This is a genomic window from Acidovorax sp. KKS102 (genome assembly GCF_000302535.1).
GTDB lineage: Bacteria > Pseudomonadota > Gammaproteobacteria > Burkholderiales > Burkholderiaceae_C > Acidovorax.
In genome coordinates this window covers 2,344,701-2,368,107 of the sequence record NC_018708.1, presented here as the reverse complement: position 1 = coordinate 2,368,107, position 23,407 = coordinate 2,344,701, and the positions used below count along the sequence as shown (strand labels likewise).

General features: G+C 62.5%; 18 protein-coding genes. 7 read left to right on the top strand and 11 right to left on the bottom strand.

The features are described 5' to 3' along the window. Positions 1-25: 25 nt before the first annotated feature. The gene (locus C380_RS10875; RefSeq protein WP_015013899.1) at positions 26-2,905 is read right to left on the bottom strand and encodes a 2-oxoglutarate dehydrogenase E1 component; all 2,880 of its coding nucleotides are present in this window, start codon (positions 2,903-2,905) and stop codon (positions 26-28) included. 242 nt (positions 2,906-3,147) lie between these two features. Between C380_RS10875 and C380_RS10870 the strand changes: the two genes are divergently transcribed. After that, a complete protein-coding gene (locus C380_RS10870; RefSeq protein ID WP_043565344.1) occupies positions 3,148-4,212 on the top strand; it encodes an AI-2E family transporter in 1,065 nt (354 codons plus the stop codon). A gap of 798 nt (positions 4,213-5,010) precedes the next feature. Here the strand turns inward: C380_RS10870 and C380_RS10865 are convergent. From C380_RS10865 to C380_RS10855, 3 genes are all read right to left on the bottom strand, one after another. After that, positions 5,011-5,634: an HNH endonuclease gene (locus C380_RS10865; RefSeq protein ID WP_238544095.1), complete on the bottom strand. Its 624-nt coding sequence runs from the start codon at positions 5,632-5,634 to the stop codon at positions 5,011-5,013. Positions 5,635-5,776: 142 nt separating this feature from the next. Then, a complete protein-coding gene (locus tag C380_RS10860; protein ID WP_015013896.1) occupies positions 5,777-8,350 on the bottom strand; it encodes a hypothetical protein in 2,574 nt (857 codons plus the stop codon). Positions 8,351-8,361: 11 nt separating this feature from the next. After that, complete coding sequence (locus tag C380_RS10855) at positions 8,362-9,912, bottom strand: hypothetical protein (RefSeq protein ID WP_015013895.1); 1,551 nt, start codon at positions 9,910-9,912, stop codon at positions 8,362-8,364. 157 nt (positions 9,913-10,069) lie between these two features. Between C380_RS10855 and C380_RS10850 the strand changes: the two genes are divergently transcribed. The 4 genes from C380_RS10850 to C380_RS10835 all read left to right on the top strand — a co-directional run bounded on the left by C380_RS10850 (position 10,070) and on the right by C380_RS10835 (position 11,887). Next, on the top strand, positions 10,070-10,390 hold the full coding sequence (locus C380_RS10850; protein WP_043566409.1) for a type II toxin-antitoxin system RelE/ParE family toxin: 321 nt from the start codon (positions 10,070-10,072) through the stop codon (positions 10,388-10,390). Further along, positions 10,362-10,655, top strand: a complete 294-nt coding sequence (locus tag C380_RS10845) for an addiction module antidote protein (protein ID WP_015013893.1) — start codon at positions 10,362-10,364, stop codon at positions 10,653-10,655. The genes C380_RS10850 and C380_RS10845 overlap by 29 nt, the downstream gene beginning before the upstream one ends. 3 nt (positions 10,656-10,658) lie before the next feature. After that, complete coding sequence (locus C380_RS24975; RefSeq protein WP_148279950.1) at positions 10,659-11,150, top strand: hypothetical protein; 492 nt, start codon at positions 10,659-10,661, stop codon at positions 11,148-11,150. A gap of 122 nt (positions 11,151-11,272) precedes the next feature. Further along, positions 11,273-11,887, top strand: a complete 615-nt coding sequence (locus C380_RS10835) for a DUF4136 domain-containing protein (protein WP_015013892.1) — start codon at positions 11,273-11,275, stop codon at positions 11,885-11,887. Here C380_RS10835 and C380_RS10830 read toward each other — a convergent pair. Continuing rightward, positions 11,884-12,702 carry a hypothetical protein gene (locus C380_RS10830; protein ID WP_015013891.1) on the bottom strand — a complete coding sequence of 273 codons (819 nt, stop codon included), beginning with the start codon at positions 12,700-12,702 and terminating at the stop codon, positions 11,884-11,886. The two genes, C380_RS10835 and C380_RS10830, sit on opposite strands and share 4 nt — an antisense overlap. Positions 12,703-12,704: 2 nt before the next feature. Next, on the bottom strand, positions 12,705-13,130 hold the full coding sequence (locus tag C380_RS10825) for a GNAT family protein (RefSeq protein ID WP_015013890.1): 426 nt from the start codon (positions 13,128-13,130) through the stop codon (positions 12,705-12,707). A 194-nt stretch (positions 13,131-13,324) separates the two neighbouring features. Here C380_RS10825 and C380_RS24970 point away from each other — a divergent pair, with 194 nt between their 5' ends. Both C380_RS24970 and C380_RS10820 read left to right on the top strand, forming a co-directional pair. Beyond that, a complete protein-coding gene (locus tag C380_RS24970; protein WP_148279949.1) occupies positions 13,325-13,561 on the top strand; it encodes a hypothetical protein in 237 nt (78 codons plus the stop codon). A gap of 12 nt (positions 13,562-13,573) precedes the next feature. Continuing rightward, positions 13,574-14,023 (top strand): type II toxin-antitoxin system YafO family toxin, encoded by a 450-nt coding sequence (locus C380_RS10820; protein ID WP_015013889.1) that lies wholly within the window; start codon positions 13,574-13,576, stop codon positions 14,021-14,023. A gap of 28 nt (positions 14,024-14,051) precedes the next feature. Here C380_RS10820 and C380_RS10815 read toward each other — a convergent pair whose 3' ends face one another. From C380_RS10815 to C380_RS10795, 5 genes are read right to left on the bottom strand one after another with little or no spacing between them, the layout of a single operon-like run. After that, positions 14,052-18,929, bottom strand: coding sequence for a DUF1983 domain-containing protein (locus tag C380_RS10815; protein WP_015013888.1), 4,878 nt, complete (start codon positions 18,927-18,929; stop codon positions 14,052-14,054). Continuing rightward, complete coding sequence (locus C380_RS10810; protein ID WP_015013887.1) at positions 18,926-21,424, bottom strand: hypothetical protein; 2,499 nt, start codon at positions 21,422-21,424, stop codon at positions 18,926-18,928. The genes C380_RS10815 and C380_RS10810 overlap by 4 nt, the downstream gene beginning before the upstream one ends. Further along, a complete protein-coding gene (locus C380_RS10805) occupies positions 21,405-21,875 on the bottom strand; it encodes a hypothetical protein (protein ID WP_015013886.1) in 471 nt (156 codons plus the stop codon). Before C380_RS10805 ends, C380_RS10810 begins: the two co-directional genes overlap by 20 nt. Beyond that, positions 21,872-22,420 carry a lysozyme gene (locus C380_RS10800; RefSeq protein WP_015013885.1) on the bottom strand — a complete coding sequence of 183 codons (549 nt, stop codon included), beginning with the start codon at positions 22,418-22,420 and terminating at the stop codon, positions 21,872-21,874. Before C380_RS10800 ends, C380_RS10805 begins: the two co-directional genes overlap by 4 nt. Beyond that, positions 22,417-22,713, bottom strand: a complete 297-nt coding sequence (locus C380_RS10795) for an HP1 family phage holin (RefSeq protein WP_015013884.1) — start codon at positions 22,711-22,713, stop codon at positions 22,417-22,419. Before C380_RS10795 ends, C380_RS10800 begins: the two co-directional genes overlap by 4 nt. Positions 22,714-23,407: the final 694 nt, after the last annotated feature.

Below are 23,407 nucleotides of genomic sequence, written 5' to 3'. Positions count from 1 at the left end.
TTCTGTTGTCGGGTCGCAGCTGGCCTTACTTGGTCAGGACAAAACCCTTGAGCTTGGCAAACGCGCCGTCCACCAGCGCCTTTTGTTGTTCCTGGTGCAGGTGCGAGTAACCCACGGCTGGCGATGCCGAAGCAGCGCGGCCGGAGTAGCCCAGCTTCTGGCCTTCGAGCATGTTTTCGTGGATGTAGTGCTGCACGAAGAACCAGGCTCCCTGGTTCTGTGGCTCGTCCTGGCACCACACCACGTCGGTAGCGTTCGGGTACTTCTTCAGTTCGGCAGAGAACGCCTTGTGCGGGAAGGGGTACAGCTGCTCGACACGCAGGATCGCCACATCGTCGGCTTCCTTCTCGGCGCGCTTCTTCACGAGGTCGTAGTACACCTTGCCCGAGCATGCGATCACGCGCTTGACCTTGGCGGCCTTTTTCACGATCGCTTCATCCTGCTCGGGGATCACCGTCTGGAAGCTACCCTTGGTGAACTCGGACAGCGGCGAGGTGGCGTCCTTGTTGCGCAGCAGCGACTTGGGCGTCATGATGATCAGCGGCTTGCGCAGATCACGCACCATCTGGCGACGCAACACGTGGAAGATCTGGCTGGCCGTGGTGGGCTGCACGATCTGCATGTTGGTGTCGGCAGCCAGCTGCATGAAGCGCTCCAGGCGGGCCGAGCTGTGCTCAGGGCCCTGGCCTTCGTAGCCGTGGGGCAGCATCAGGGTGATGCCGTTCACACGGCCCCACTTCACTTCGCCCGAGGCGATGAACTGGTCGATCACCACTTGCGCGCCGTTAGCGAAGTCGCCGAACTGCGCTTCCCAGATCACCAGGGTGTTGGGGTCGTTCGATGCATAGCCGTATTCGAAGCCCAGCACCGCCTCTTCGGACAGGATGGAGTCGATCACAACAAACGGGGCCTGGTTGTCGGCCACGTTTTGCAGCGGCACGTAGGTACCGATGTCCCACTTCTCGCGCTTTTGATCATGGATCACGGCGTGGCGGTGCGTGAACGTGCCACGGCCGCAATCCTCGCCAGACAGGCGCACCGGATAGCCGCTGGCCACCAGCGACGCAAACGCCATGTGCTCGCCCATGCCCCAATCCACGGGCATATCGCCACGGCCCATTGCGGCACGGTCGTCGTACACCTTCTTGACGAGCTGGTGTGGCGTGACGCTATCGGGGATGGTGGTGATCTTCTCGGCCAGGCGCTTCCACTCGGCCAGCGGGATGGCGGTGTCACCAGCATCCGTCCACTTTTTGCCCAGGAACGGGCTCCAGTCCACGGCGTACTTGCTCTTGAAGTTGGTCAGCACCGGATCGACCGTGTGCTTGCCCGCGTCCATGGCGGCGCGGTAGGCCTTGACCATGTCATCGCCCAGCGACTCGCCCAGACCTTGGGTGGCAAGCTTGTCGGCGTACAGCTTGCGGGTGCCGGGGTGTGCGCCGATCTTCTTGTACATCAGGGGCTGCGTCAGAGCCGGGGTGTCCTGCTCGTTGTGGCCCAGCTTGCGGAAGCAGATGATGTCCACCACGACGTCTTTCTTGAATTCCATGCGGAATTCAAGCGCCAGTTGGGTGGCCAGAACCACGGCTTCTGGGTCATCACCGTTCACGTGCAGCACGGGCGACTCGATCATCTTCACGATGTCGGTGCAATACAGCGTGGAGCGTGCGTCGCGGGGATCGGAGGTGGTGAAACCGATCTGGTTGTTGATGATGATGTGCACCGTGCCGCCCGTGTAGTAGCCACGGGTCTGGGCCAGCGCCAACGTTTCCTGGTTGACGCCTTGGCCCGCAAAAGCTGCGTCGCCATGGACCAGCACAGGCAGAACCTGCTTGCCATGGGGGTCGGCACGGCGATCCATGCGAGCGCGCACAGAGCCTTCGACCACCGGGTTCACGATTTCGAGGTGCGAAGGGTTGAATGCCAGCGACAGGTGAACCGGGCCGCCGGGGGTGGTCACGTCCGAACTGAAGCCTTGGTGGTACTTCACGTCACCTGCGGGCAGGTCTTCGGGAGCGGTGTGGTCGAACTCTGCGAACAGGTCCTTGGGCATCTTGCCCAGGGAGTTGACCAGCACGTTCAGACGGCCACGGTGGGCCATACCGATCACGATTTCTTGCACGCCCTTGGCGCCGGCAGACTGGATGAGTTCATCCATCGCAGCGATGAAGCTCTCGCCACCTTCGAGCGAGAAACGCTTTTGACCTACGTACTTGGTGTGCAGGAAACGCTCGAGGCCTTCAGCGGCCGTCAGGCGGTCCAGGATCTGCTTCTTCTTGTCCGCGCCAAAGTTGGGCTTGCTGCGGATGGTTTCCAGCTTCTCTTGCCACCAGCGCTTCTGATTCTGGTCGGTGGCGTACATGTATTCGGCACCGATGGAGCCGCAATAGGTCTCGCGCAGCGCGTTGATCAACTCGCGCAAGGTCATCGACTCTTTGCCGAAGAACGTGTTGCTGGTGTTGAACACGGTTTCCTGGTCGGCATCGCTGAAACCGTAGAAAGAGGGTTCCAGCTCGGGAATTGCGGGACGCTCGGTGCGCTTGAGCGGGTCCAGATCGGCCCAACGTTGGCCCACGTTGCGATAGGCGGCGATCAGTTGCTGTACGGCCGTGCGCTTGCGACCCAGCTCCGAGTCGGCACCGGTCGCCACCACCACCTTGGTGCCGCCTTGCTTGGCGCGCTCTGCGAAGGCATTGATGACGGGCAGGTGCGGAACGTCTTTGGCGTTGCTGCCATCCACGGCCGGGACGTGCTGCAGCGCATCAAAGTACTCGCGCCACGTATCTGGCACGCTACCGGGGTTGGCGAGATAGTTCTCGTACATCTCTTCGACATAGGGCGCATTGCCGCCGAAGAGGTAAGTGTTGCCTTGGTAGGCTTGATAGACGGATGTCGTATCGCTCATATTCCGCTGACCTCCGCTTTCCTTGGGAAAGCATTAGCTGGTTGAGAAACCTTCCGCGACACGGCTGAACCGGTTGGCGGATGCGACTGTGGCTGGGGAAGGGCCTTGGTACGGCCGCCATTGTGCCACTGAACCAAAGTCCACCCCTAAAAAATGGATGCGGCCATCACTGCATCCTCCAAAAATCCGCTTCGACTGGCGCCTCGCGTACATTCCGGATATCCCATTTCAAACCCAACTCCATGCCGCATCAACACCTCCAGGACAAAGCCTTTTTGCTGCTGCTCACCGTCGTCACCATCGCATTCGGCACGATCCTGTGGCAGTTTCACGGAGCCGTTTTCTGGGGTGTCATTCTTGCCATCCTCTTTGCGCCACTGCATCGCAAATTGCTTAGAAAAATGCCAAGGCACCCCACACTGGCGGCGCTGTGCACGCTTGGCCTGTGCCTGGTGGTGGTGATCCTGCCCATGGCCGCCATCACGGTGTCGTTGATTCAAGAAGCCACCGCCATCTATGAGCGCGTACGCTCCGGCCAGATCAATTTTGGACTGTACCTGCAACAGGTCATCGCCGCCCTGCCCGCCTGGGCCGTCAACCTGCTCGATCGCCTGCAACTGACCAGCGTGAGCGAGCTTCAACAAAAGCTTTCATCCTTTGCAGTGCAGGCCAGTCAATTCGTTGCGACGCAGGCGCTGAGCATTGGCCAAAACACGCTGGAGTTCATCGTCAGCTTCGGCATCATGCTGTATCTGCTGTTTTTCCTGCTGCGCGACGGTGCCAGCCTGGCGAAGCGCATCGGTCAGGCCACCCCCCTGGAAGAGGCCCACAAACGTCAACTGGTGGGCAAATTCACCACCGTGATCCGAGCCACGGTCAAAGGCAACATTGTGGTAGCTGCCTCTCAGGGCGCGCTGGGCGGCATGATTTTCTGGATCCTGGGCATCCAGGGCCCTGTGCTGTGGGGGGTTCTGATGGCCTTCCTGTCGCTGTTGCCCGCAGTGGGTGCCGGGCTGATCTGGGTGCCCGTCGCCATTTACTTTCTGGCAACCGGTGCCGTGTGGCAAGGGGTGGTGTTGACGGCGTTCGGAGTCTTTGTGATCGGGCTCGTGGACAACATCTTGCGCCCGGTTCTGGTGGGCAAGGACACCAAGATGCCCGACTACATCGTGCTGATCTCCACCCTGGGCGGCATGGCCTTGTTCGGCCTGACAGGGTTTGTGATCGGCCCCGTGATTGCGGCCTTGTTCATGGCCAGCTGGGACCTCTTTGCACCCTCGGCTGAAACGGACGCCCCCACCCGGTGATACCCGCTTTGCCCAGGCCAAGCGCGCCAATATCCCGGGGCATCACGCCCCAATGACCTCAGATAAGCTGAGCAGCAAAAACAAAAGCCTCCCAAGGGAGGCTTTTGGCGTAAAACGCACTTGAAAGTACGTTTTTGAATCGGGTGGTAGGACGTACAAGATTCGAACTTGTGACCAACGGATTAAAAGAGGCTGCCCGGCCTTTTTTCCAAGTCCTAAACCACGGCTTTCAGACGCACGCACCATGTCACCGGGTGCCAAGCGTAGCCAAATTTTGCTGTCTGCAGCTACGTTGGAGCTACGTTTTATGAGTGACCAAAAACATACCTTTGCCGCGCCAGTCAAGGCCCCTGATTGTTGGGACTGGATCAGGCCCGAGGACGTCGCGAGGCATGCCATCGCTGCGTTCTATTGGGCTTGCAACACCGTCAAAGCACCAAAGGGAGAGCGATTTCTTGCACCAGATGGAAGGCCCTACGCAGATCGGGAAACCTTCGCAGATTGCATGACCCATTTCTTTGACCTCCGCATCAAGGCGGAGGCCCATGCGCTGGGCATTGGCCACTACGCACCTGAAGCACAGATGTTTGAACGGTGTTCTCAACGGAACGCGCGATAGATCACTGAGCTTGTCCACAAAACCCACAGGCCGAAGGCCCGGCGACCCCCCGTCGCTTGCGACGAACGGGGGGTGGGAGCCGGGGAACCTGTGGGGGCTTGTGGTCAAGCGGCGTCCGCAGATTGACCAATTCTGGCCAATGGACTAACCCTAATCGTCTCATCCGCATCAGTCTGGCTTCAGGTGATCGGTTCGATCTCGGCCAGGTATTCAGTCAGCTCGGCATTGCGTCGCTTGCCGTCGAGACCGTGGTGAATTTCGCGATGGCAAGTCGGGCAGATCGCACCAACGAAGCGGGGGTGGTCTAGACCTCCGTCAGAGACACGAGTTGTATGGTGCGGCTCCAGGTAAGGACTGCCATCGATCCGCTTAAACGGCGCAGGTTCGTGACAGGACTCGCACTCGCCGCGCGAACGGAGCAGCACATAGTCCCTAACGGCTCGGCTGCGAATATAGAGCTTCTTTTTAGCCTCCTTGCCGCCGATCCCTTCACTGGCGCCAAACGCTGATAGTGCTCGCTTGCGGGCTTCATCTAGATCTAGCGTCGGTATAGCTGAGGTTATTTCTTCGACCTCCTCGGGTGGCAAGTCATGGGTTTCTCTACCTACTGGGACTAAATGGAACACGATGATTTGCCGATCGCTCCCCTCTCGGTCTGGGCCGCGCTGGATGCTGTGGCTGACATATGTGAACTCTCCGACGTATTTCTGACCTTTTCCCTTCCCTAGAGACTCGAACACATGCAGCGCGCGGCCATCCAGGGCATGGTTGGCAATGGAGAGGTTGCCCTTGGTGAGTTGCATATCCCCGACCTGCCCCTCACCGGTATACGAGAAGACACCAGCACTATCAAACGCATCGCGATAGCCGTACTGTGTACCTGAGTCGCCAGTGAACAAAAATATGGCCGGCGTTCTGTTGGAAGGAGAAATACCGCTCTGGCGGCTACCGCCGTATGGCACATTGATGTCCGGCCATCTGCGCCATGTCGTAGGTGCTGGCCAGCTTCTTTGCGTTCCAGCCCAACGGATCAAGAGGGGGAATTTCAGCTACTCCAGATACCTCCGGTGCGGCACCTGTGACAGACGAGTCCACCGCATTAAAAATGGCCTCGCTTGCGTCTGCAGCGTTGCCAGCATTTTTGGCGCTCGATGCAATGGTCTTGGCATCCTCTGGCGTGATGGAGCCAGCGCGCACTGCTGCATCAAGCTCCTGCCGAGCACCCCGCAGCATTGATCGGGTGCTGCCTTCATTGCGATCACGCGCATCCAACTCAATGGCGTCGGCCCGCACATCATTCAGACCGGCAATCTCCTGCGTGATTTCATTGATGCGAGCCTTTTGATCGGCTCGGTTGATGTAGGACGAGGCTGTTGCTTGCTCAAGGCGGTATTGCGCATCAGCAAGGCGCACACCAAGCACCTGCTCGCGCGTCGATCCAACTTGGTCCAGGCTTTCCAGCAGTTTGGAGCGGTTTACCCCAGCGGCTTCCACCGCTCCTGCTCCCTCTGCGGGAACTCCAGCGGTTGGGCCTGCTGGCTGTGCTCCCACAGCTTGCGGCGCTTCGCTTGGCTGGATGACAGCTGGGGCTGTTTCAGGTACTTCGGATGCTTGCGGTACGTCTTGGACATTCACTGGCTCCTGCGGGCGAACGACAAAGCCGCCATCGACCGGGATCACTGCCCCGGGCGTTTTCTTGGCGGCCAGCTTTGCAGCCATTTGCGTCTTGAAAGGCAGGCCGGATGGATTCAGGATGTCGGTGGGCGCGATGGCGCCCTGGCCCTGCGCCGCTGCCTTACTCAATCGGTCGGCCACTGAGTCAACTTGCGCGGGCGCCTCGGCTGCTGCACGGGCAATGCGCTGATCTGGCGTCATTCCTTGCTCGGCCTGCATGCGGCGCTGCACATCGGCCGGGGTGATGCGGCCGATGTCGAAGTCGCGCACGTAGGCGCGGGCTGCTGGCGTGTTCACCGAGCGCAGCCCGTCCAGGTAGTTCTGCACAGGGTCGGTGGGCAAGCTCAGGTCAGCCGGTGCAGTGCTTTTGCGTGGTGCGCGCTGCGTCAACTTGTCCAGTTCAGCGCTGCGACTTGCAAGTTCTGCTTGGATGCCAGGCTGGAAATCAATGCCGTTGTCATAGTTGACCTCGCCGATGGGCGCCAGTGACAGGGTGCTGACTGGCGGGCTTGCCGGGTCAAAGTTGTGGACCACACCTCCAATCTCTGGCGCGGCCTCCGGCGCTGGCTCGTTCTCTTTCAACAAGCGGTCCAGCAGCTTGCGGTTGTACTGCTGCACGCCCTTGGCCACATCGTCCCGGTTGACCACGGCGTATGCACGCAATGCGTCCTGCCGCGCGCCATCAGGCAGTGCCAGGATCTGGTCGCGCACAGGGTCATCCACTGGCTCCGGCATCGGCTCTGCTGCCGCTTGCTCGTCCACCAGCGGGGCACCAGCCTCCACCGCCTGGGCCTTGGCCTCCGTTCCGGCGTTCACCGAGCGGGTCATGGGGCCAGATTCGGGCACGGTTTCGGCGGCGCGGATGGCGTCGGCGGCTTGCTGGGCTGGCGGTTTGGCAAAGCCGCTCACAGCATTTGCGCCACCACCCATGGCCATGCCCGACAGCAGGCCCATCACAGCGGCCTGATCCACCCCCTCGTCCAGCGGTTTGCCCAGCGCTGCGTTCTGGAGCACCTGTTCCTGCACGGACTGCGGCAGTTCTTCCAGCACACCCTCGGACACCGCACCCTCCAGCGCGCTGCGCACCACACCCTTGCGGACAGCGGGGTTTGCTGCGGCGCTGGCCAGCATGGTGTCCACATCGGCAATGCCAAGTTTCTGCGCCACCTTGCCGCCCAGCAGCGTGAAAGCGCCCGTCAGCGCACCCGACGCCCCAGCCAGGGCGGACTGATTCATGGACAGCGTTCCGTCTGGCGTAGCCTGACGAATACCCTCAGCGCTGGAGCCTGCCCCAACAGCCCCCTCTCCAATTGCGCCAGCCAGCACGCCAGAGACTTTGGGCGCTAACGCTGTGACACCACGGCCAATCACGCCCCCCATCCCCATCAGCGGTGCAGACTCGACCAGGGTGTGGCCAATGACGCTCGGGTTTGCCAGCGCAGCACCCATCTTCCCCATGAAGCCGTCTGCCTGGCTGACAGCTTGGAACGCCTGCTTTTGCTTGTCCGAATACTGCTCGTTCAGGATTGCCTTGGCATCGCCGGGGCGAAAGCCAGCATCCTCCAGAGCCTTACCGGCGACGCCTCCGCTCAGAAGGTCGGCCATGCCAACAAACGCCTCTGGAACCGCAATCGCACCCTTGAGTGCGGACACCCCAACATCCTTGGCCACGGCGCCCCAGGTGCGGTCTGGCGCTGGCGGCTCGGGCATCTTGTACCCAAGCGCTCCGGCCAATGTTGCCCGGTCCATGTCTGGGTAGTAGACCTGCTGGATCACGCCCAGGGCAGACTCGTCGCTCAGGCCCTCCAGTTCCGGGATGCGCTTGCGGGCTTCTTGCAGATTCATGGGTGGCCTTCTTAAAGCAGTTTCAGTTGCCGCGCGCGCAGCGTCTCGACCTCAGTGAGCGGCGCACCTCCAGCAGCCGCTTCTTGGACGCGCAAAGTCAGCGCATGCCGAGCCATCGGTGATGCGAAGTCATCGCCCAGGGACTGCGGCGAGCGCGCCTCCTGTTTTGGCTCCGCCAACGGCTCTTGCGCTGGCCGATCTGCGCCACTTGAGCTGGAGCCAAAAAACGATTGCAAGGTGGCGGGCCGCCCACCGCTGTAGCTTGTCGCGGGGGGCGGTGAAACTGCCTGCTGCATGGTGGTCGTAGGTGCTGGCTTCGGCTCGGCCTTGCCCGTGGCGCTCGGGGAGGCGGGGGCACGAATACCGAGCGGATCTGCGGCCGACGCCGCGCCCCCCTGTTTTGCCGTGGGCATGTAGGGGTCCAGCAGTTTGTTCATGCGCAAGGACACGGCGGCCCGGTCTGCCAACAGCTTGTCTGCGCCTGGCGAACCGGGCTGCCAGTTGCCATCGGCCATGGCCTTGTACATGGCCGAATCCATGGCTTTGGCCTGGACCTCCAACGCTGCGTAAGACCGTTTCACCGGGTCCGGTAGCTTGCTTTCCTGCTCGAACACCAGCTTCTTGCGGGCAGCTTCTTCTCGGGCGATGCCAAGATGCCCGGCAGAAATTCCAAGTTGCTGCTGCTGCATCCGCAACTGTCCAGCGTCGTTGTCCGCCTTTTGATTCAGGCTCGCCACCTTCAAGGAGCGGTCAAAGTCTCCCGAGGAGAGATCACGCTGGGCCTTGCCGGTGTTCAACAACATCTGCAGCCCTGCCGCATAGTCACCTTTGCCCATCTCCCACGCGCCCAAGGCCCCCTGCATCAGTTCTGCGCGGCTCAACGTCTGGGTGGGCACCCCAGGTACATCCGACACCAGGGTGAAACGTTTGGACTTTGGGTCGTACCCCAGCATCGCGGGCACATCCGCATTGGGGTTGACGTACTTTTTCAGCTCGCCCAGAAACTCGTCATCATTGAGTTTCCCCAGCCGGTCCACTTCCGCCTTGCGGTCGAGATCAAGTTGCGCGGCCTTGCGCTGGCCGGATAGTCGCTCCATGGCGCCAACGTCGCGGCGGGCCACAGCCAAGCGCTCCAGGGCGCCAACACGGTCCAGTTCCGTCGCCTGACGCATCGTGACGGTGGGAACGGGCGATGCGCCAGCCTCCGAGGGGACCGATGTCGTATGGGTGGCGGGCAGCCCAAAGCGTCGGTTCTCCACATTCGCATAGCTGGCCGCCTCATCTACTGCCGCCTGCCCGCCCTGGCCGTGCAGCATCTGCGCTGATGGGTTGCTGAACCCCGAGGTGTTTTTGCCGACCGCCTGGCCGGTGCGCTGCAGATCCTCGACCTCGGAGAATGCGACGTCTTCCGCGCGCTGGAGCTTGTCCGCCCGATCCCATCCGGCTTTTTTGCGGGCGAATTCCTCGGCGTCGCGCTCGTCCTGCACCGCCTGGCGTTTGGCGTTCAGCGCATCATGGAAGGCGCGCATGCCGAAATTGAAACCGTTGTCGAAAGCGCCCATAGCGTCCGCCCCTGTAGCGTTGATGCGGCCCGACACGGGCCCTGGTGGCTACTCTCGCTTGGGTTTCCTCGGAGTCAACGCCGAGGTCTACTTTCCTCCTGGCTGCAGCGCCTATGCCAAGTTTGTGCTTGTGTATCCTGTCGGCTACAATAAAACCATGTACAGCGTCATCGAAACGGAGGAATTCGCCCAATGGATGGCGAGCCTGCGCGATACGCCAACTCGCATTCGGTTGCAGCGGCGTCTAGGGAAAGCGTCGCGCGGCAACCTGGGCGATGTGAAGCCGGTTGGCGGCGATGTTTATGAAATGCGCGAGTTCTTCGGCCCCGGCTGGCGCATGTACTACGTGAAGCAAGGGGCCGCGATCATCCTGATGCTTGGTGGTGGCGACAAAGCCACCCAAGATCGCGACATTGAACGAGCCAAAGCAATGGCTCTGGAGTTGCAAAATGAGCAAGATCAAGACCCGCCCGTTTGACATGGCCAACTACCTCGGCACCGAGGAAGAGGTAACAGAGTACCTGCGCCAAGTTCTGGAAGAAGGCGACCCTGCTGAGTTGGCCGCAGCTTTGGGAGATATTGCCAGGGCCAGGGGCATGACCCAGCTCGCGCGCGATACAGGGCTGTCCCGGGAGAGCCTTTACAAGAGCCTGTCTGGTGAACGTGCGCCCAGCTCGGACACCCTGTTCAAAGTCATCCACGCCATGGGGTTCAAGCTGACCCTTGAGCCCGCACACGCCTGAGCCATGACTGATATTCAACTGCGCGGACTGGTTCTTCAACACCTCTACTCAAAACGAGGTGACCACAATTACCTCCCGAAAGGAGGTGACTTCAATCCTCCGTTGCAGGAAAGTGACTTGATTCGCATCTGTGATCAGCTGCTGCAGCATGGGTTGGTGAATGCAAAAATAAGCGAGCTTTTGAGGGGCGGTCGCTTACTGTTGGTCTGCAACATATCGGCGCGTGGTGTTGACGTAGTAGAGACTGGCATATCACCAGATTTGAGGATAGATCTCATGACCAACCAGACAGTAAACATCTCTGGCTCATCCTATGTGACTGTCGGAAACAACAATCAAATATCCATTCAGCACAGCGTGCAGGAATTGGTGAAGGTGATTGAGTCCAGCAACGCGACGCCAGAGCAAAAAGCGGAGGCAAAGGGATTGCTCAGACAATTCCTTGAACATCCTCTCTTGGCATCGATTGCTGGTGCTGCAATAGGTCTTCTCTGACAATACACCCCCCCCACGAGCGCAACACGCCGCCAGGTGTTGGCCAGTTCATCCAGACCGGCGAAGTCATCGCATAGCCTGCACTACTCTGCTAAATTTCTCCGCCAAATAGGAGCGTACGCATGAATAAACTGGTTCAGGTCTCGGTGCTAGGTTTCGCTGTGGTGGTGGCGGGGTGTGCGAGCCTTGAGACAGACGTGAGGAACTACACCACCCTTCCTCCGAAGACGGCGGATGGATACGGTTCTGTCTTCGTCTACACATCCCCGGAGGAGAAATCGTCCCTGGCGCACGCCGAATACCTGCGAAAAGTGAAGGCCGGCTTTGCAAAAAACGGCTTCAAGGAAGGTGCACCGGGCAATACTGACTTCGTTGCGTTTTTCCACTACGACATTGAGCAATCCGGCGTCCGCGCGAATGTCTCTACGCCCATCTACATCGGTGGCAACTCTGCATTTGCGGGCGGATTCAATGCGGCTCAGGCAGCTGGTGGCAGCTCGGTATCCACACAAACCCAATGCACACGCATGTTTTCGATGCGGCTTTTCCGCGCTCACGATTTCGCTGCGGCAGACCGCGCAAAGGGTGAGCGCCCAACACCAGTCCACGAACTGCGGGCTGTGAGCACGGGGTCAACGTGCGATCTGGGACAAGTGCTCCCAACCCTCATTGATGCGGCCTTTGAAAACTTCCCTGGAGAGAATGGCCGAACCGTTCGAGTAACCAAGCCGCTTTAACGCGGACCCGGCATTTTCCCGAGCGCCCACGAAGTTCCAATCCCCGCAGCCGCTCCCAAAATCGTGCTCATTGGATTGCTGCTGGCAGCGATTTGATCCTGGCCATTTTTGAAAGAAGCCTGCGCGCCATACATATTCGTCGCGTTGCTTCCAAACTGGCCCGCCATCGTCCCCGCAGCCGTAATGCCTGCATTCATTCCGGCCGCCCCCTGGTTGGCGATGGTTGTTCCTGACGCCCCAAGACCGGCCCCGGACATGGTGGCCTGCATGCCCATGCTTGGGTATCCGGCCAGCGCGTTCGTTGCCCTGTCCGTCAGCGCGTAGCCCTCCTGCCGCGCCTGGGTACGAGCACCCGTTTTGGCCTGCGCCGTGCTCAGGGCCTGCGCCATGCTCATCTGGTTGCCCAGTGCGGCCATCTTCCCATCTGCTGGATTGACGCCCTGGCGGGCCATGGCGCGCCCGCTCTGGTCCTTCGCCGCAGCGAACGACTGCGCCACATCGGCCCCTGCCTGTCCCGCCAGCTCTTCGCGCTTGGCCTCCGTGTTGAAGGTCTGGGCGTCCTGCGCCAGCGTGTCCTGCATCGTGGTGAGCACTCCACGCCGGCCGAGCGTCCACTTGCGGTCTTCCTGGCTCTGGTCATAGGCTGTGCGCGCTGTGTCCAGGCCGAACTGCATCTGCTCTTTTTGCAGCGGCAACGTTTCATCCGACTGCTGCAGGAGGCGCTGCATCGCGCCATCCTGCACGCCCATGCTCTTGATCTGCGCCTCAACCAGGCGCGGATCTGGCGAGGGTGCGTTACTTGATTTGGACCCCATGGTCAGTCCTCCAGAAAGCGGCAGTTCTCCCGCCACATGACAAAAATCACCACATCGCCGCCGTCTGGCGCCGCGCCCTTGAGCCGGGCCTCTTCTTGGTAGCCGAAGTGCTTGTTCAAGCGCATGGCCTCGGTGTTGCTCGCGTTGACGTATCCGCTCAGGCGCTGGACGCCACACACGCGAAATGGGTATGCGAAACCTGCCCGCAGAAAGTCGCGGGTCATCCAGCGCTTGCCGGGAACACCCGCCAGGTGGACCCAGATGTTTTGCCCGTTGAAGCCTTCATAGATGGCTGCGGCCACCAACTCCCCGTGCTTGCGCAGCCCAATGCAGCGCATGCCATCGGTGCGGGCAAGGCCCTGGATCAGGGACTGCGCAAACGGCAGCACCCGGTCCAGGTCGTAATCAAATTGAGAGGTGACGGACACAGCTTCCCAGCGAACGGCCCGACACGGGCCCTAACGGCTACTGTCCCTCCGGTTTCCTCGGAGTCAACGCAGTGCAAAGTTAGTAGCTGCTAGCCGTTGACTCCGAAAGCAATTGGTGTATGGGGTCTTATTGACGGTATGGGAAAGAAAGGAGAGAATGCAAGCACCGTGATACCTGACGCACGGATACTTCAATGAGCACAACTGCTATCAAACACCATTTTTCCCCGGGCAAGACGACATCGCCTGGCGGAGAGGTGCGCGTGTTCAAAAGCGCGAAGTCGCCGAAGAAGGTAAATCCGTCACTGGTGCCTATCCCGAAGCTATCGGAAAAGACTCGCCGAACTTTTGAGGCTATTTCCGACCCAAAGAACGCCCACCTTTTCACGGTGGAAGCTTCGCTCAAGGCATTTGCTCACATCGAAGTTTGATTCGGTGTAGGCTTGGCAACCAAACTTACCAGAGCTCTCTGGGATTTACTTGAGAGCTTGGGCGAGGACGCAGGCAACTTTGCCGCCGAATTTGACCATTGGAAGTCCCTTGGTTCCTCTGGCGAGTACAGCCATTTTTGGTTTGGTAAAGATGGTGCATATAGCGCTCCGAAGGTAAACGGAGTTGCGAACATGCTGCGCCATGTTCATTTGGCACCGCAAGCAGATGTAGCGCAGCTCAGACGCTGGAAGCATGCTCACCGCAAAGGCTCAAGAAAGACCAGCGACAGGGCTCTTGTGTATGTAAGCGACCCATACAGCGGACACTTACTGATCTACATCTTGGACGAGCCTAATGCTCACGCGGTTGCCGATATGGCTACCGCGCCCCATCGGGCGGCAATGCTGCAGTATGCCAAGATTGCCGACCACTTCCTGCAGACGGGGCTGGTTTTGGCGTAGTCCAACGCCTCAATGCACTGCTGCGCCCTTACCACCCCGCCAGCGCCACCCGCTTCCAGGTATTGGCCGCCGTGCAGAAGTAGGCGTAGTTCGCATCCCAGGCAATCTGCCCCTGGGTTCCGGCCGAAGTGGCAGTGGCAGGGACTGCGGTCACCCCACCCAGCACCGTCATGCTGCTCAGGATGTGCAGCGGTAGCGGGGTGCCTGATCCAGCCCGGTTGTACGACACCAGATACCCGATCCCTGCGCTGTAGGCCATTTCGACACCCGATCCGGAAGTCGGTGCCGACACCCCGGTTGCACGGATCGTCTTGCTGGCCTCCACGCGCCCATTGGCCTCCACTGCCACGCCGGAAGCATTCGAGTTCGTCACCTCCAGGGTGGCCTCGGTGGCGCTGTTGCCGGTCAGCTCCAAGGCGGTCCCGCTGTCGTTGACCACAGACATCACCGGCACGCCCGCTTGTGCACCCTTCACCCAGGCCACAGGGACAGCCCCGCCCACACTGCGCATCACCTGCAGCGGGATACCGCTCGCGTTGTCCGATCGCATGCGCAGGTACGGTGCATCCGTGGTCATGCCCAACGTCATCAGCTGCTTGTTATTGGCAGTCATGCCGCGCAGCTCGCCGCGATCCAGCACCCAGCGGGCGCTGCTACCTGGCCCCGTCGTCAGCAGGCCCTGACCAATGCGCACCTCACCGTTGAAAAGGAAGGAATTGCCATCCCAGAGCAGCCCAGTGGGTGCGATGACCGGCGTCCCGTTGACCGTGATGTTGGTGGCCACGATTCCACCGGTCCCGCCGCTGTAGAAGTCGGTGTTGTAGGAGCCAACGTAAAACGTGGACGAATTGGGCACACCCCACACCACATAGGGTTCGTTTGGATTGATGCCTGTTGCCCCACCGTTGCTGCTGAAAATCGTGTAGTCGCCCACCACATAGCCATGGTTGGCCAGCGTGATCGCGTCGGTGGATGCAGCAGCGCCACTCGTTGGCAGCGCTGGCTTGCCAAAGCTCACCTTATGTTGCCCGCCCGAGTAGCCCAGGAAGAAGCCCTTGCCCGCGTTGTAGTCCGTCTGCCCGCCCCGGATGTGCCCGGTGTTCTCCACACTGATCGTCTTGCCGTTGATGGCATCTGCCGCCAGCTGCGCCCCGGCAATCGTGCCCGTCACCACCAGGGAGCCGTCGATGTAGGCTGTCACATCCACCCAGGTGCCAGGGTTCCCGGCCACACTGCACTCCTTGGCGCCGCCCGTGTAGCTCACGATGTCCCCCTTGATGGGAGTCGTTGGCACCGCACCGGCTGCGCTGGCAATGCTGGCGATCTGCGCTGCCGCCGTCGTGGCGCTCCAGGCCCCGGTAATCTTGGTCACGATGTTTCCACGCACGCCGGTACTCCCTGCGCCACCTGTGGCGCCCGCTTTCTGCTTGTAGATCGCCTGGGCGTCATAGGCCGTCGCCCCTGTTCCATCGGGGCGGGTGTAGGCAATGGCGTACTCCACGCGCGCCGTGTCGGCCGTGGCGGCGCTGTGCGCAGCAATGGTCGCCGTGGTGGTCCCCGTACCAGACACCCCACCCGCAGTGATACCGGTTGCTGTTCGCGTCACGCCCGTGATGGTGCAGGCCACGCCGGACACGAACACCTGCAGCGTGGTGCCTGATCCCGCGTAGCTGCTCACCGTGCCGGCCGAGTCGCTGGGCAAGGCATGCGACGGGTTGCTCATCGCCACCACCGGGGCATCCACCCCATCGACCGTGCGCACCAGGGTCACGGCATCCGTGATGCCATCACACACCGTCGTCACCGTTACCTTGGTGTTCGCCCCGAAGTCCGCCTTGCGCAAGTAGGCCGTGCTGGTGGCCACGGCAGAGTTCTGCGTGACAACGCTCCCACCAGAGGCCGCCGTGTAAAGCGTGACCGTAGGCGATGTGGCCCAGGTGACGTTGGCAGTGGTGTTCTGCTTGAGCACATCCAGTCGGATTGCGTCAGGCGTCTGCACCGCATTGGCGCTGTTGGCCTTGAACACTAGGCTGTCGGCAGTCAGGATGGCCGTCTTGGCGCTGGCTCCGTCTGCCCCGTTGGTGCCATTGGTCCCGTTCGTGCCGTCCGACCCGTTGTAGGACAGCAGGCGCGCGGCCGCCCACTCCGTGTAGGCGATGGCGTCCGTGTCCGTCACGCTGGCGGCCGTGGCCATGGTCGCCCACAGGTACTGCCCACCGCTGGCCGGGATCGTGGTGGACCAGGTGCCAGCCCCAGAGGTGGGCAGCGTCCCCGTCAGCGCCTTGGTCGAAAACGTCCAGGTGGCATCCGCACCGGGGTTGGTGATCGTCGGCGCCGTTGCGCCGGCCGTGCGCATGTAGAGGTACACCGTGGCCGTGTTCAGCCCGTTGGCCCCATTGGCGCCGTTGTCGGCCAGCTTCACTGGGGTGGACCACTCCGCAACCGGGATGCTGTCTGTGTCCGTCGCACTCGCGGCCGTGGCCACCGTGACATACAGTGGGTCCGTGCCAGTCGGTGGCGTGCTCGCCCATCCTGTGCCGGTGGGCAGTGTCAGCGTTTTGGTCGAGAACGTGTAGCTGGATGCCCCGCCGCTTCCGTCCGACGTACCCCCCGGCTTGTGCGCCGTGGTCAGGGCCGTGGCCGAGCGCCGGTAGGCGAACACCTGGGCCACATTCTGCCCAGCCGCACCGGTATCCCCCTGCTCACCAGAGATTCGCACCGCCGTACCCCAGGCAGGTGCCGCAGCGGGTGGCACCACCACGCGCGTCTGCATCCACAGGTATTCCCCCGAGCCCAGGCTGGGTGGCGCCGTGGTGTAGCCGGTCGTTGGTGCCGTGGTGGCGCTGGTGTTCTTGGCGTACTGGGCCTCCAGATACTGTCCCGCTGCCCCGGTGGCCCCGGCCGCGCCGTCCAGCCGAACCGGAGTGGACCATGACCCGCTCACCGCATTGGTCAGCACATCCCGCAGCGCCGTGCTCATGTACAGCGGGTTCGACCCCGAAGGTGGTGCGTCGCTCCACCCCTGTGCCGTGGGTTCGCTGGCCGTGCTGGGCGCCGATGGTGCCGATGCAGCCCGGATGAATACATAGTCGGCATAGAACCCGCTCACCCCCTGCAGCGCCTTGGTCAGCACAAAGTCCTTGGTCAGGGTCGGCCCGCCCGTCACCGCCGCCTGCAGCGTGATGACCGCCACCTTGGTCGCATCGGGCCAGGAGCCTTTGGCCGTGGCGCTGTATGCGCCCGTGCTGCTGTTGATGCTGGCCGTCACCCCCTGGCCGTTGGCCGCAATGGAGTACGTCACCCCGCTGGTCAGCTTGGTCGCCCCTCGATACACCTCCATGGTGCCCGTGGCCGCGCCAAACCCGCCCGACACAGGGGCGCCAGAGCTGTTGCAGGCCACGCCCGCAGAATCGTTCGTCAGCCGAGCCGTGTACGCATCGGCACCGTCGCGCAGCTTCACCAGCGTCACAAAGTCGGTGTACGTTGTGCCCCCATCCGTCAGCGTGATGCTGAACGCAGCGGTATCGCCCGTCATGTCGGCCACATTGATGGTGGCCGTGCCCACCGCCCCGGCAGCCGTCACCGTCACATCGGCAGGCATGGAGCCTGAATACCCCGACAGCGCCGCCCACTCCAGGGTGCCGGTCAGCGATCCTGTCACGTTGGCCGTCAGCGTCACCGTCGTGTTGACGGGGCTGCCCGCTGCGTCGTACTTGAAAATCTGGCTGCTGTACGACAGGTAGATGCCCGCCTCGGATGTGATTTCATCGAGCGTGGGCCCGGTAGCGCCTCCCACCTTGAGCGAGCCGTTGATATACACCGTGCCCGTCACAGTGTCCACGCCGAAGGGAATGCGTGCCGCACCGGGGCTTGCCGGGTCGATCTCCCCGGGGCCTGTGCCCACCGTTTCGCTCGCGCCCACAAAGGCGATCTTGTCGGCCTGCAGAATCAGTGCCGACGAGCCCACACCCGCCGCACTGCTGGTCGCCGCCAGGCCAATCCCGGCCACCGCCCCGCCCGCGTTGAGCTTGAGGGTGTACTGGGCCTCCAGTCCGTCCGCGCGACTGGCCACGGCGCTCATGCGCTCCTCGATCTTGGCGCTGTTGCCCGTTCCGGCGTTCACATAGGTCGAGCCATTCCAGCGGTACAGCAGCTCTGCGTCGTTGGTCAGCGGGTCGGCATCTGCATCGGGGTTCGTCACCCGGTAAAACTTGCGCGGGTCGCCCACTGGAACCGCTGACACCAGCGCCGCCAGGGTGGCATACGGGGACGCCGGCAGATTGGGCAGCAAATCGGTCGAAGCCACATCCACCGTCAGCCGCGCCTCCAGCTGGGTGATCTGCTCTGCGCGCGCCTCGTCGGCTGTCACGCTGGCCACCTGCACCTCGCGCACGCCGGCCTGCGCCGTTTCCACCGCTGCCGTGAGTGTTTCGCTCACCATGGCCAGGGACCGCGCCTGGTCCTGCACCACAGTCTCCACGCGGCGGATGTCGGCACCGCGTTGCGTCGCTTCATCCAGCACACTGCGCGCCAGGGCTGCGCGAACCTCCTGGGCCAGGTTGTTGAAGCGGGTGGGGTCATCAATCTGCTGGGACAGCGCTTTGAACAGGCTGGACTGCTGGATCGCCGCGGCAAACTGCTGGGCCGACACCGAAGCCGTCACGCCGCCACCCAGGTCGATTTCCAGGCCACCCGAGCCAAACGTCGGTCGGGCCGACAGTACCCGGCCCAGCTTGGCAATATCCACCCCTGCCAGGTCGCGCACCGTCAGAACGCGCTCGGCCGCATCACCGCGCGATCCCTCACGCACCTCCAGCCGCTCAGTCACCGCCGCCACCCACCGGGCCAATGCAGGGTCGGCGGGATTCACCCGGGGTAGGGCGGGAAGTTTTGCTTTGTCGCTCATACGGCCTGTAGCTCCTGGGTGCTGCCCGCGACAACCACGCGGGTCACGCGAGACTGAGATTCCACGTCCACCTCAAACTCCAACCAGCGGCCGGAGGGCAGACGTTGTGGGTTGATGTTGGTCACTGTGGCGGTGTGCACCAGGGTGCCGTCGCCATACAGGCGCAGCGTCACCGGGGCAGCCGGGGTCTGGTCCCCGTACACCTTGAGCCAGGCCATGGAAGCCTGGGCGGGCATCGTCATGCGTTTGGACTTCCAGCGCGCCGTGCGCCGCGTCTCTCCACCGAACACCGCCAGAATGCTGGTCCCACTGGCGACAAACAGCGTGTCGCTCACCAGCTCGGTGTACGAGGCATCTGCCTGCAGGGCCACACGGCCCAGCTTCTTGGTTGCCAGGTCGAAGGCCAGGCACCCCTTGGTCCCGTTGTTGTAGAACAGGTAGTACACACCCTCATGCTCCATGGCGAACATTGAGCTGGGGGTCAGCGCCTGCCAGTCCTCGCGGGTGAACAGCCCCTGGCTCACCACCTTCACGCCCGTGGGGTCGGCCACGCACAGACCGTCAGGCGATGCGTACAACACGCCGCCCTGCACTGCAGCAATCGAGCGGGCCGACGCGCAGCTCTGGTTGCTCTCCATCTTCACAGCCGACATCGAGGCCGAATCTGCACCGCTGATGAAATACGGATTCCCAGTGGTCCCCACGAACAGCGTCTGCCCGAACACACCCATGCCGACAATCGGGTGCTCCGTCGTCACCTGGTACTCCACCGGCCAGGCATACGGCACGTAGGGCTCGCAGAACGCCACCGTGTTGCCGGTGAACCCGGCCATGATCCCGTTGGGCATCCCCACCAACCCGCGCAGGTCAGCGGGCGGCTCCAGCCAGGTGGTAGTGGGCAACACCTCTCCCAGCGCGGAGGCGGCCACGTTGCCGGTATAGGAGGTTGTGGCAATGGGTAGCTCTACCTCGAACTGAAACGCGGCCGAAGCACTCCCCACATTGCTGCGGTAGATGCGCCAGTGGGTGATGGCACGGCTGGCGTAACTCCCCCCGGCGCCCACGGCGGGCAGGCCCAGTGCCAGCGTGTCGTTCTGGTCCAGCTCCACCAAGTCGCTCACCGGAGACGGCGCCGATTCCTCGCCCCAGTCGCTCACAAACGTCACCACGTAAAAGCGGGTTTCCACCTCCCGGCGCACGGCGTATGGCACCAGGGCCGTCACACCGCCCATGGTCGTGACCAGACTCTGGATTTCGGAGTTCTCCCGGCTGATCCGCTCCCAGCGGTCCAGGCCCTTGGCCTCGATGGCCCGGATCAAGGATGCACCTCGCTGCTGCATCGAAATCAGGCGCTCAGACACACCCGCCTTGACAGCTTCCTGCGCCACGACCGCCTCGCTGTAGGTCTGCATGGCTAGTTCATAGGCTGCCAGCGCCGCGTCATAGACCACCCAGTCGGGATGGCGCACATAGTTTCCACCTTCTGCACCATAGCCCTCCAGTGAATACTGGCCCACCGTGGGCTTGGTCGGAGCTGTCGGGCGGCTTCCCGGCGCCGTGCCGCCCGGGGGTACAGTAGAGGCACTGGCCAGCACCTGCGCGAACTCGCGCGCCAGGGCGTCCAGCTCGTTGCGCTCGCTCTGCGCATAGTCGGCCACCGACAAGATCACGTCCGCCGCGTTGGTGATCGTCTCGATCATGTTGGTGTTCAGCAGCGGGGTCGTTCCATCCGGCCCCAGAAGCGCTGCCAGCGCAGGCGACACCGTGGCGGTATTGAGCTGGAACTTGTAGGCCATGCAGGGCAGCGGGATATACAGCTTGCCTGCGCTCTCCACCGCGCCTAGCGGCGAAGGCTCCAGCCCCAGCTCAGTCGCCCGCGCCGTCGTGATCTCCGCCACCAGACACCAAGGTTGCGCCTGCAGCGCTGCCGGCACGGCGGCATTCGACGGGAACAGCAGGCCATAGTTACCGTATGGCCCCGCCAGAATCGTCGTCCCCTGAAAATGCTGGCTTGCCCCAGAAGGCATCCGGTGCGCCGCGATGGCCGCGCGGATCGAGCGCGCACCCTCTCCGTAGCAGAACGTGTCCGCTTCTTCCCAGGTCACTTCGTCCACCGCCGTCACCGTCACCACGGGCTTGGCCGGTAATGGCACGCCCAGCTGGCGGTCAGCACCCGTGATGTCCATGGCGCGCGGAGGCTGCGCGGTTCCGCTGTCGATGCTGTAGTAGGTGCGCTTGTTCACGTCCCCGTTGATCTGCCCACGCACATAGCTGCGTGCCTGCGTGCTGGTGATCCAGGGTTGTGATGGGTCGATGCGAAACAGCGACTTGGTAGCCGCCACCGACGTACCCACTGATACATCGCTCTTGAGCGGTCGGAACTCAGCGGTGCCCGCGAACAGGTTGCTGTTCTCCTGCGCGGCAGCATCCGGCAGAGCCCGCGCAGACACGGACGGCATCTCGCCGCCGAAGTTCTCAATCTTGATGACGGCCATGGGTGGCGCTCCCTGTCACTGGCCAGGCTTCGCGGTGCGCCCGGACATCAAGCGCGTGGCCCGTAGCTTGTCCTGCGTAATACGCTCGCTCTCGGCTGCAGTCAGCGAGTAGTTCACTGACGGTAACGGCGTACTCAGCGACGGTGGCGGGGGGAGCGTCAGCGATTCGGCGGGCCGCGTCGGACAGTTGTGCGCGCAGGCTGTCAGAAGCAGCGCGCAGGCTGTCAAGCTCAGTGCGCAAAAGCGCTTCACGGGTTCGGGCAGCATTGATGGCCTCCTGGTACGTCTTGTTGATGGCGCGCTCGTCGGCGCGGGCCTGGCTCACAGCATCCAGGCGCTCGTTCGTCTGCTCCAGCCGGACCTCGGCCACGGCGGCGTCCATGCGGGCGTCCTGAAAGAACCAAGCAGCAAGTGCAGCGAGCAGGGCTGCTGCGACATGGGTGTAGATCACGACGCCTCCTCCCGGCACAGCTTGCGTTCGGCCTGGCGGCGGTTCTGCAGGCCCTGCACGTACTGGCCGTCCGCATAGCTCCAGTTCGGCGTTCCATCCGGGCGCCGCGCAATCAGGTCGCAGCCGGCCAGCACGTTGCCCGCGTTGATCTGGCGCACGGCGGCGCTGTTGCACGCCCCGTCCTTGCCCACATTGATTGCGAAGATCGTCAGACCGACAAGGCGGCTCGCCGTGAGGTAGTCCCAGTTCACGCAGCCCAGCACCGCATAGCCGTACTCCAGCAGCGTGGTCTTGTTCACCTCGCGGCACTGGTCGTCGGTCAGCTTGGCGCCCACCGGGGCAGCCCAGTCAGTGCGGCCCGCGCAGTAGGTCGGCAGGCCACCGGCCAGGTTGTCGCGGTACACCTGCAGAACGTTGCCCTCCACCCGCTCCAGCGTCGAGAAAGCCAGCGGGCTGGTCAGTGCGGCCAGCAGCACGGTCGGGATCGCTCCCTTGCGCAGCAGGGCAACCGGCTTCTGCGGTGCGCGCGGCAGGGTGAACGTCATTGATACATCCCCATCTTGGCCGCGTGCTCCTGGCGCTCGCGCTCGGCACGTTCCTCGATCAGCTTGCGCTCGGCCACGTACACCCGGCGCTTGTGCACCGTCTGGTACACCTGCAGCACAAAGCCCAGCAGGCCGATCACCATACCGAACACGATGGCGAACTCGTTGAGCGTCAGCCCACCGATGAACGCCGTGGCCCCGCCACCGTAGGTCATGCCTGTAGCCAGCTTGGAGCCCACAAAGGTGGTGGTGTGCTGTACGGCCTGGTCGGTGGCCTGCTGTTTGAAGTCCATTCGCTACTCCTGAGTCCAGATTGCGCACATGCTTCACGCAGTCGCTTTGATGTAGTAAGTCATACCCTGTGGGGCTGTGACGTTCGGCACCCAGAACAGCGTCCCGATGTCGTAGGAGGCTTGGTAGATCGTGGCAGCAGTGCTGCCACCATAGGCAACAGCCGCAAATACACCGTTGCCGTAGGTGACTGATGCCCAGCTGGCAGAACTCGGCAAGGTTCGAGCTGTCCAGGTGATCCCATCTGGTGATGTGGCGGCTGCTGTGTCGCCGTTGGAACGCGAACGAGATAGGGCGAAGGAAGGAAACGACCGGCTGCCACTGCACTGCGAAGTCCAAACCCTGGGGCTGAGTACGGGGGTGAGGCGGGATCTGTACCGCCAAGAAAAGAAACCAAAAGCAGCGCTACGCCAACCGGAGCGGTCAATCCGGCAAGCCCTTGACGACAGGGGCAAAACCGCAGCGCATTCGTTGAGTGCGCTGCGGTTTACGGGCAAAAGCCACTTCACAAACTTTGAACCGGTGCGTGAATTCCCCCTGGCAAGTAGCCCACCAGTAGCTCCGGCATAGGACGCCATCCTGTGCCCTTCCCTGCTTCGGCAGGGCTTTTATTCCCTCCCCTCCTGCCTTGCGCAGGGGTTCGCCCCGCCTGTCGGGGCTTTTTTCTTCCCCACCAGCCCACCACCGCGTGGGCTT

What these genes read in the sequence shown, in the direction of transcription:
- C380_RS10875 (WP_015013899.1), bottom strand. Translation starts at nt 2,905, where the DNA reads ATGAGCGATACGACATCCGTCTATCAAGCCTACCAAGGCAACACTTAC.
- C380_RS10870 (WP_043565344.1), top strand. Translation starts at nt 3,148, where the DNA reads ATGCCGCATCAACACCTCCAGGACAAAGCCTTTTTGCTGCTGCTCACC.
- C380_RS10865 (WP_238544095.1), bottom strand. Translation starts at nt 5,634, where the DNA reads ATGCAACTCACCAAGGGCAACCTCTCCATTGCCAACCATGCCCTGGAT.
- C380_RS10860 (WP_015013896.1), bottom strand. Translation starts at nt 8,350, where the DNA reads ATGAATCTGCAAGAAGCCCGCAAGCGCATCCCGGAACTGGAGGGCCTG.
- C380_RS10855 (WP_015013895.1), bottom strand. Translation starts at nt 9,912, where the DNA reads ATGGGCGCTTTCGACAACGGTTTCAATTTCGGCATGCGCGCCTTCCAT.
- C380_RS10850 (WP_043566409.1), top strand. Translation starts at nt 10,070, where the DNA reads ATGTACAGCGTCATCGAAACGGAGGAATTCGCCCAATGGATGGCGAGC.
- C380_RS10845 (WP_015013893.1), top strand. Translation starts at nt 10,362, where the DNA reads ATGAGCAAGATCAAGACCCGCCCGTTTGACATGGCCAACTACCTCGGC.
- C380_RS24975 (WP_148279950.1), top strand. Translation starts at nt 10,659, where the DNA reads ATGACTGATATTCAACTGCGCGGACTGGTTCTTCAACACCTCTACTCA.
- C380_RS10835 (WP_015013892.1), top strand. Translation starts at nt 11,273, where the DNA reads ATGAATAAACTGGTTCAGGTCTCGGTGCTAGGTTTCGCTGTGGTGGTG.
- C380_RS10830 (WP_015013891.1), bottom strand. Translation starts at nt 12,702, where the DNA reads ATGGGGTCCAAATCAAGTAACGCACCCTCGCCAGATCCGCGCCTGGTT.
- C380_RS24970 (WP_148279949.1), top strand. Translation starts at nt 13,325, where the DNA reads ATGAGCACAACTGCTATCAAACACCATTTTTCCCCGGGCAAGACGACA.
- C380_RS10815 (WP_015013888.1), bottom strand. Translation starts at nt 18,929, where the DNA reads ATGAGCGACAAAGCAAAACTTCCCGCCCTACCCCGGGTGAATCCCGCC.
- C380_RS10810 (WP_015013887.1), bottom strand. Translation starts at nt 21,424, where the DNA reads ATGGCCGTCATCAAGATTGAGAACTTCGGCGGCGAGATGCCGTCCGTG.
- C380_RS10800 (WP_015013885.1), bottom strand. Translation starts at nt 22,420, where the DNA reads ATGACGTTCACCCTGCCGCGCGCACCGCAGAAGCCGGTTGCCCTGCTG.
- C380_RS10795 (WP_015013884.1), bottom strand. Translation starts at nt 22,713, where the DNA reads ATGGACTTCAAACAGCAGGCCACCGACCAGGCCGTACAGCACACCACC.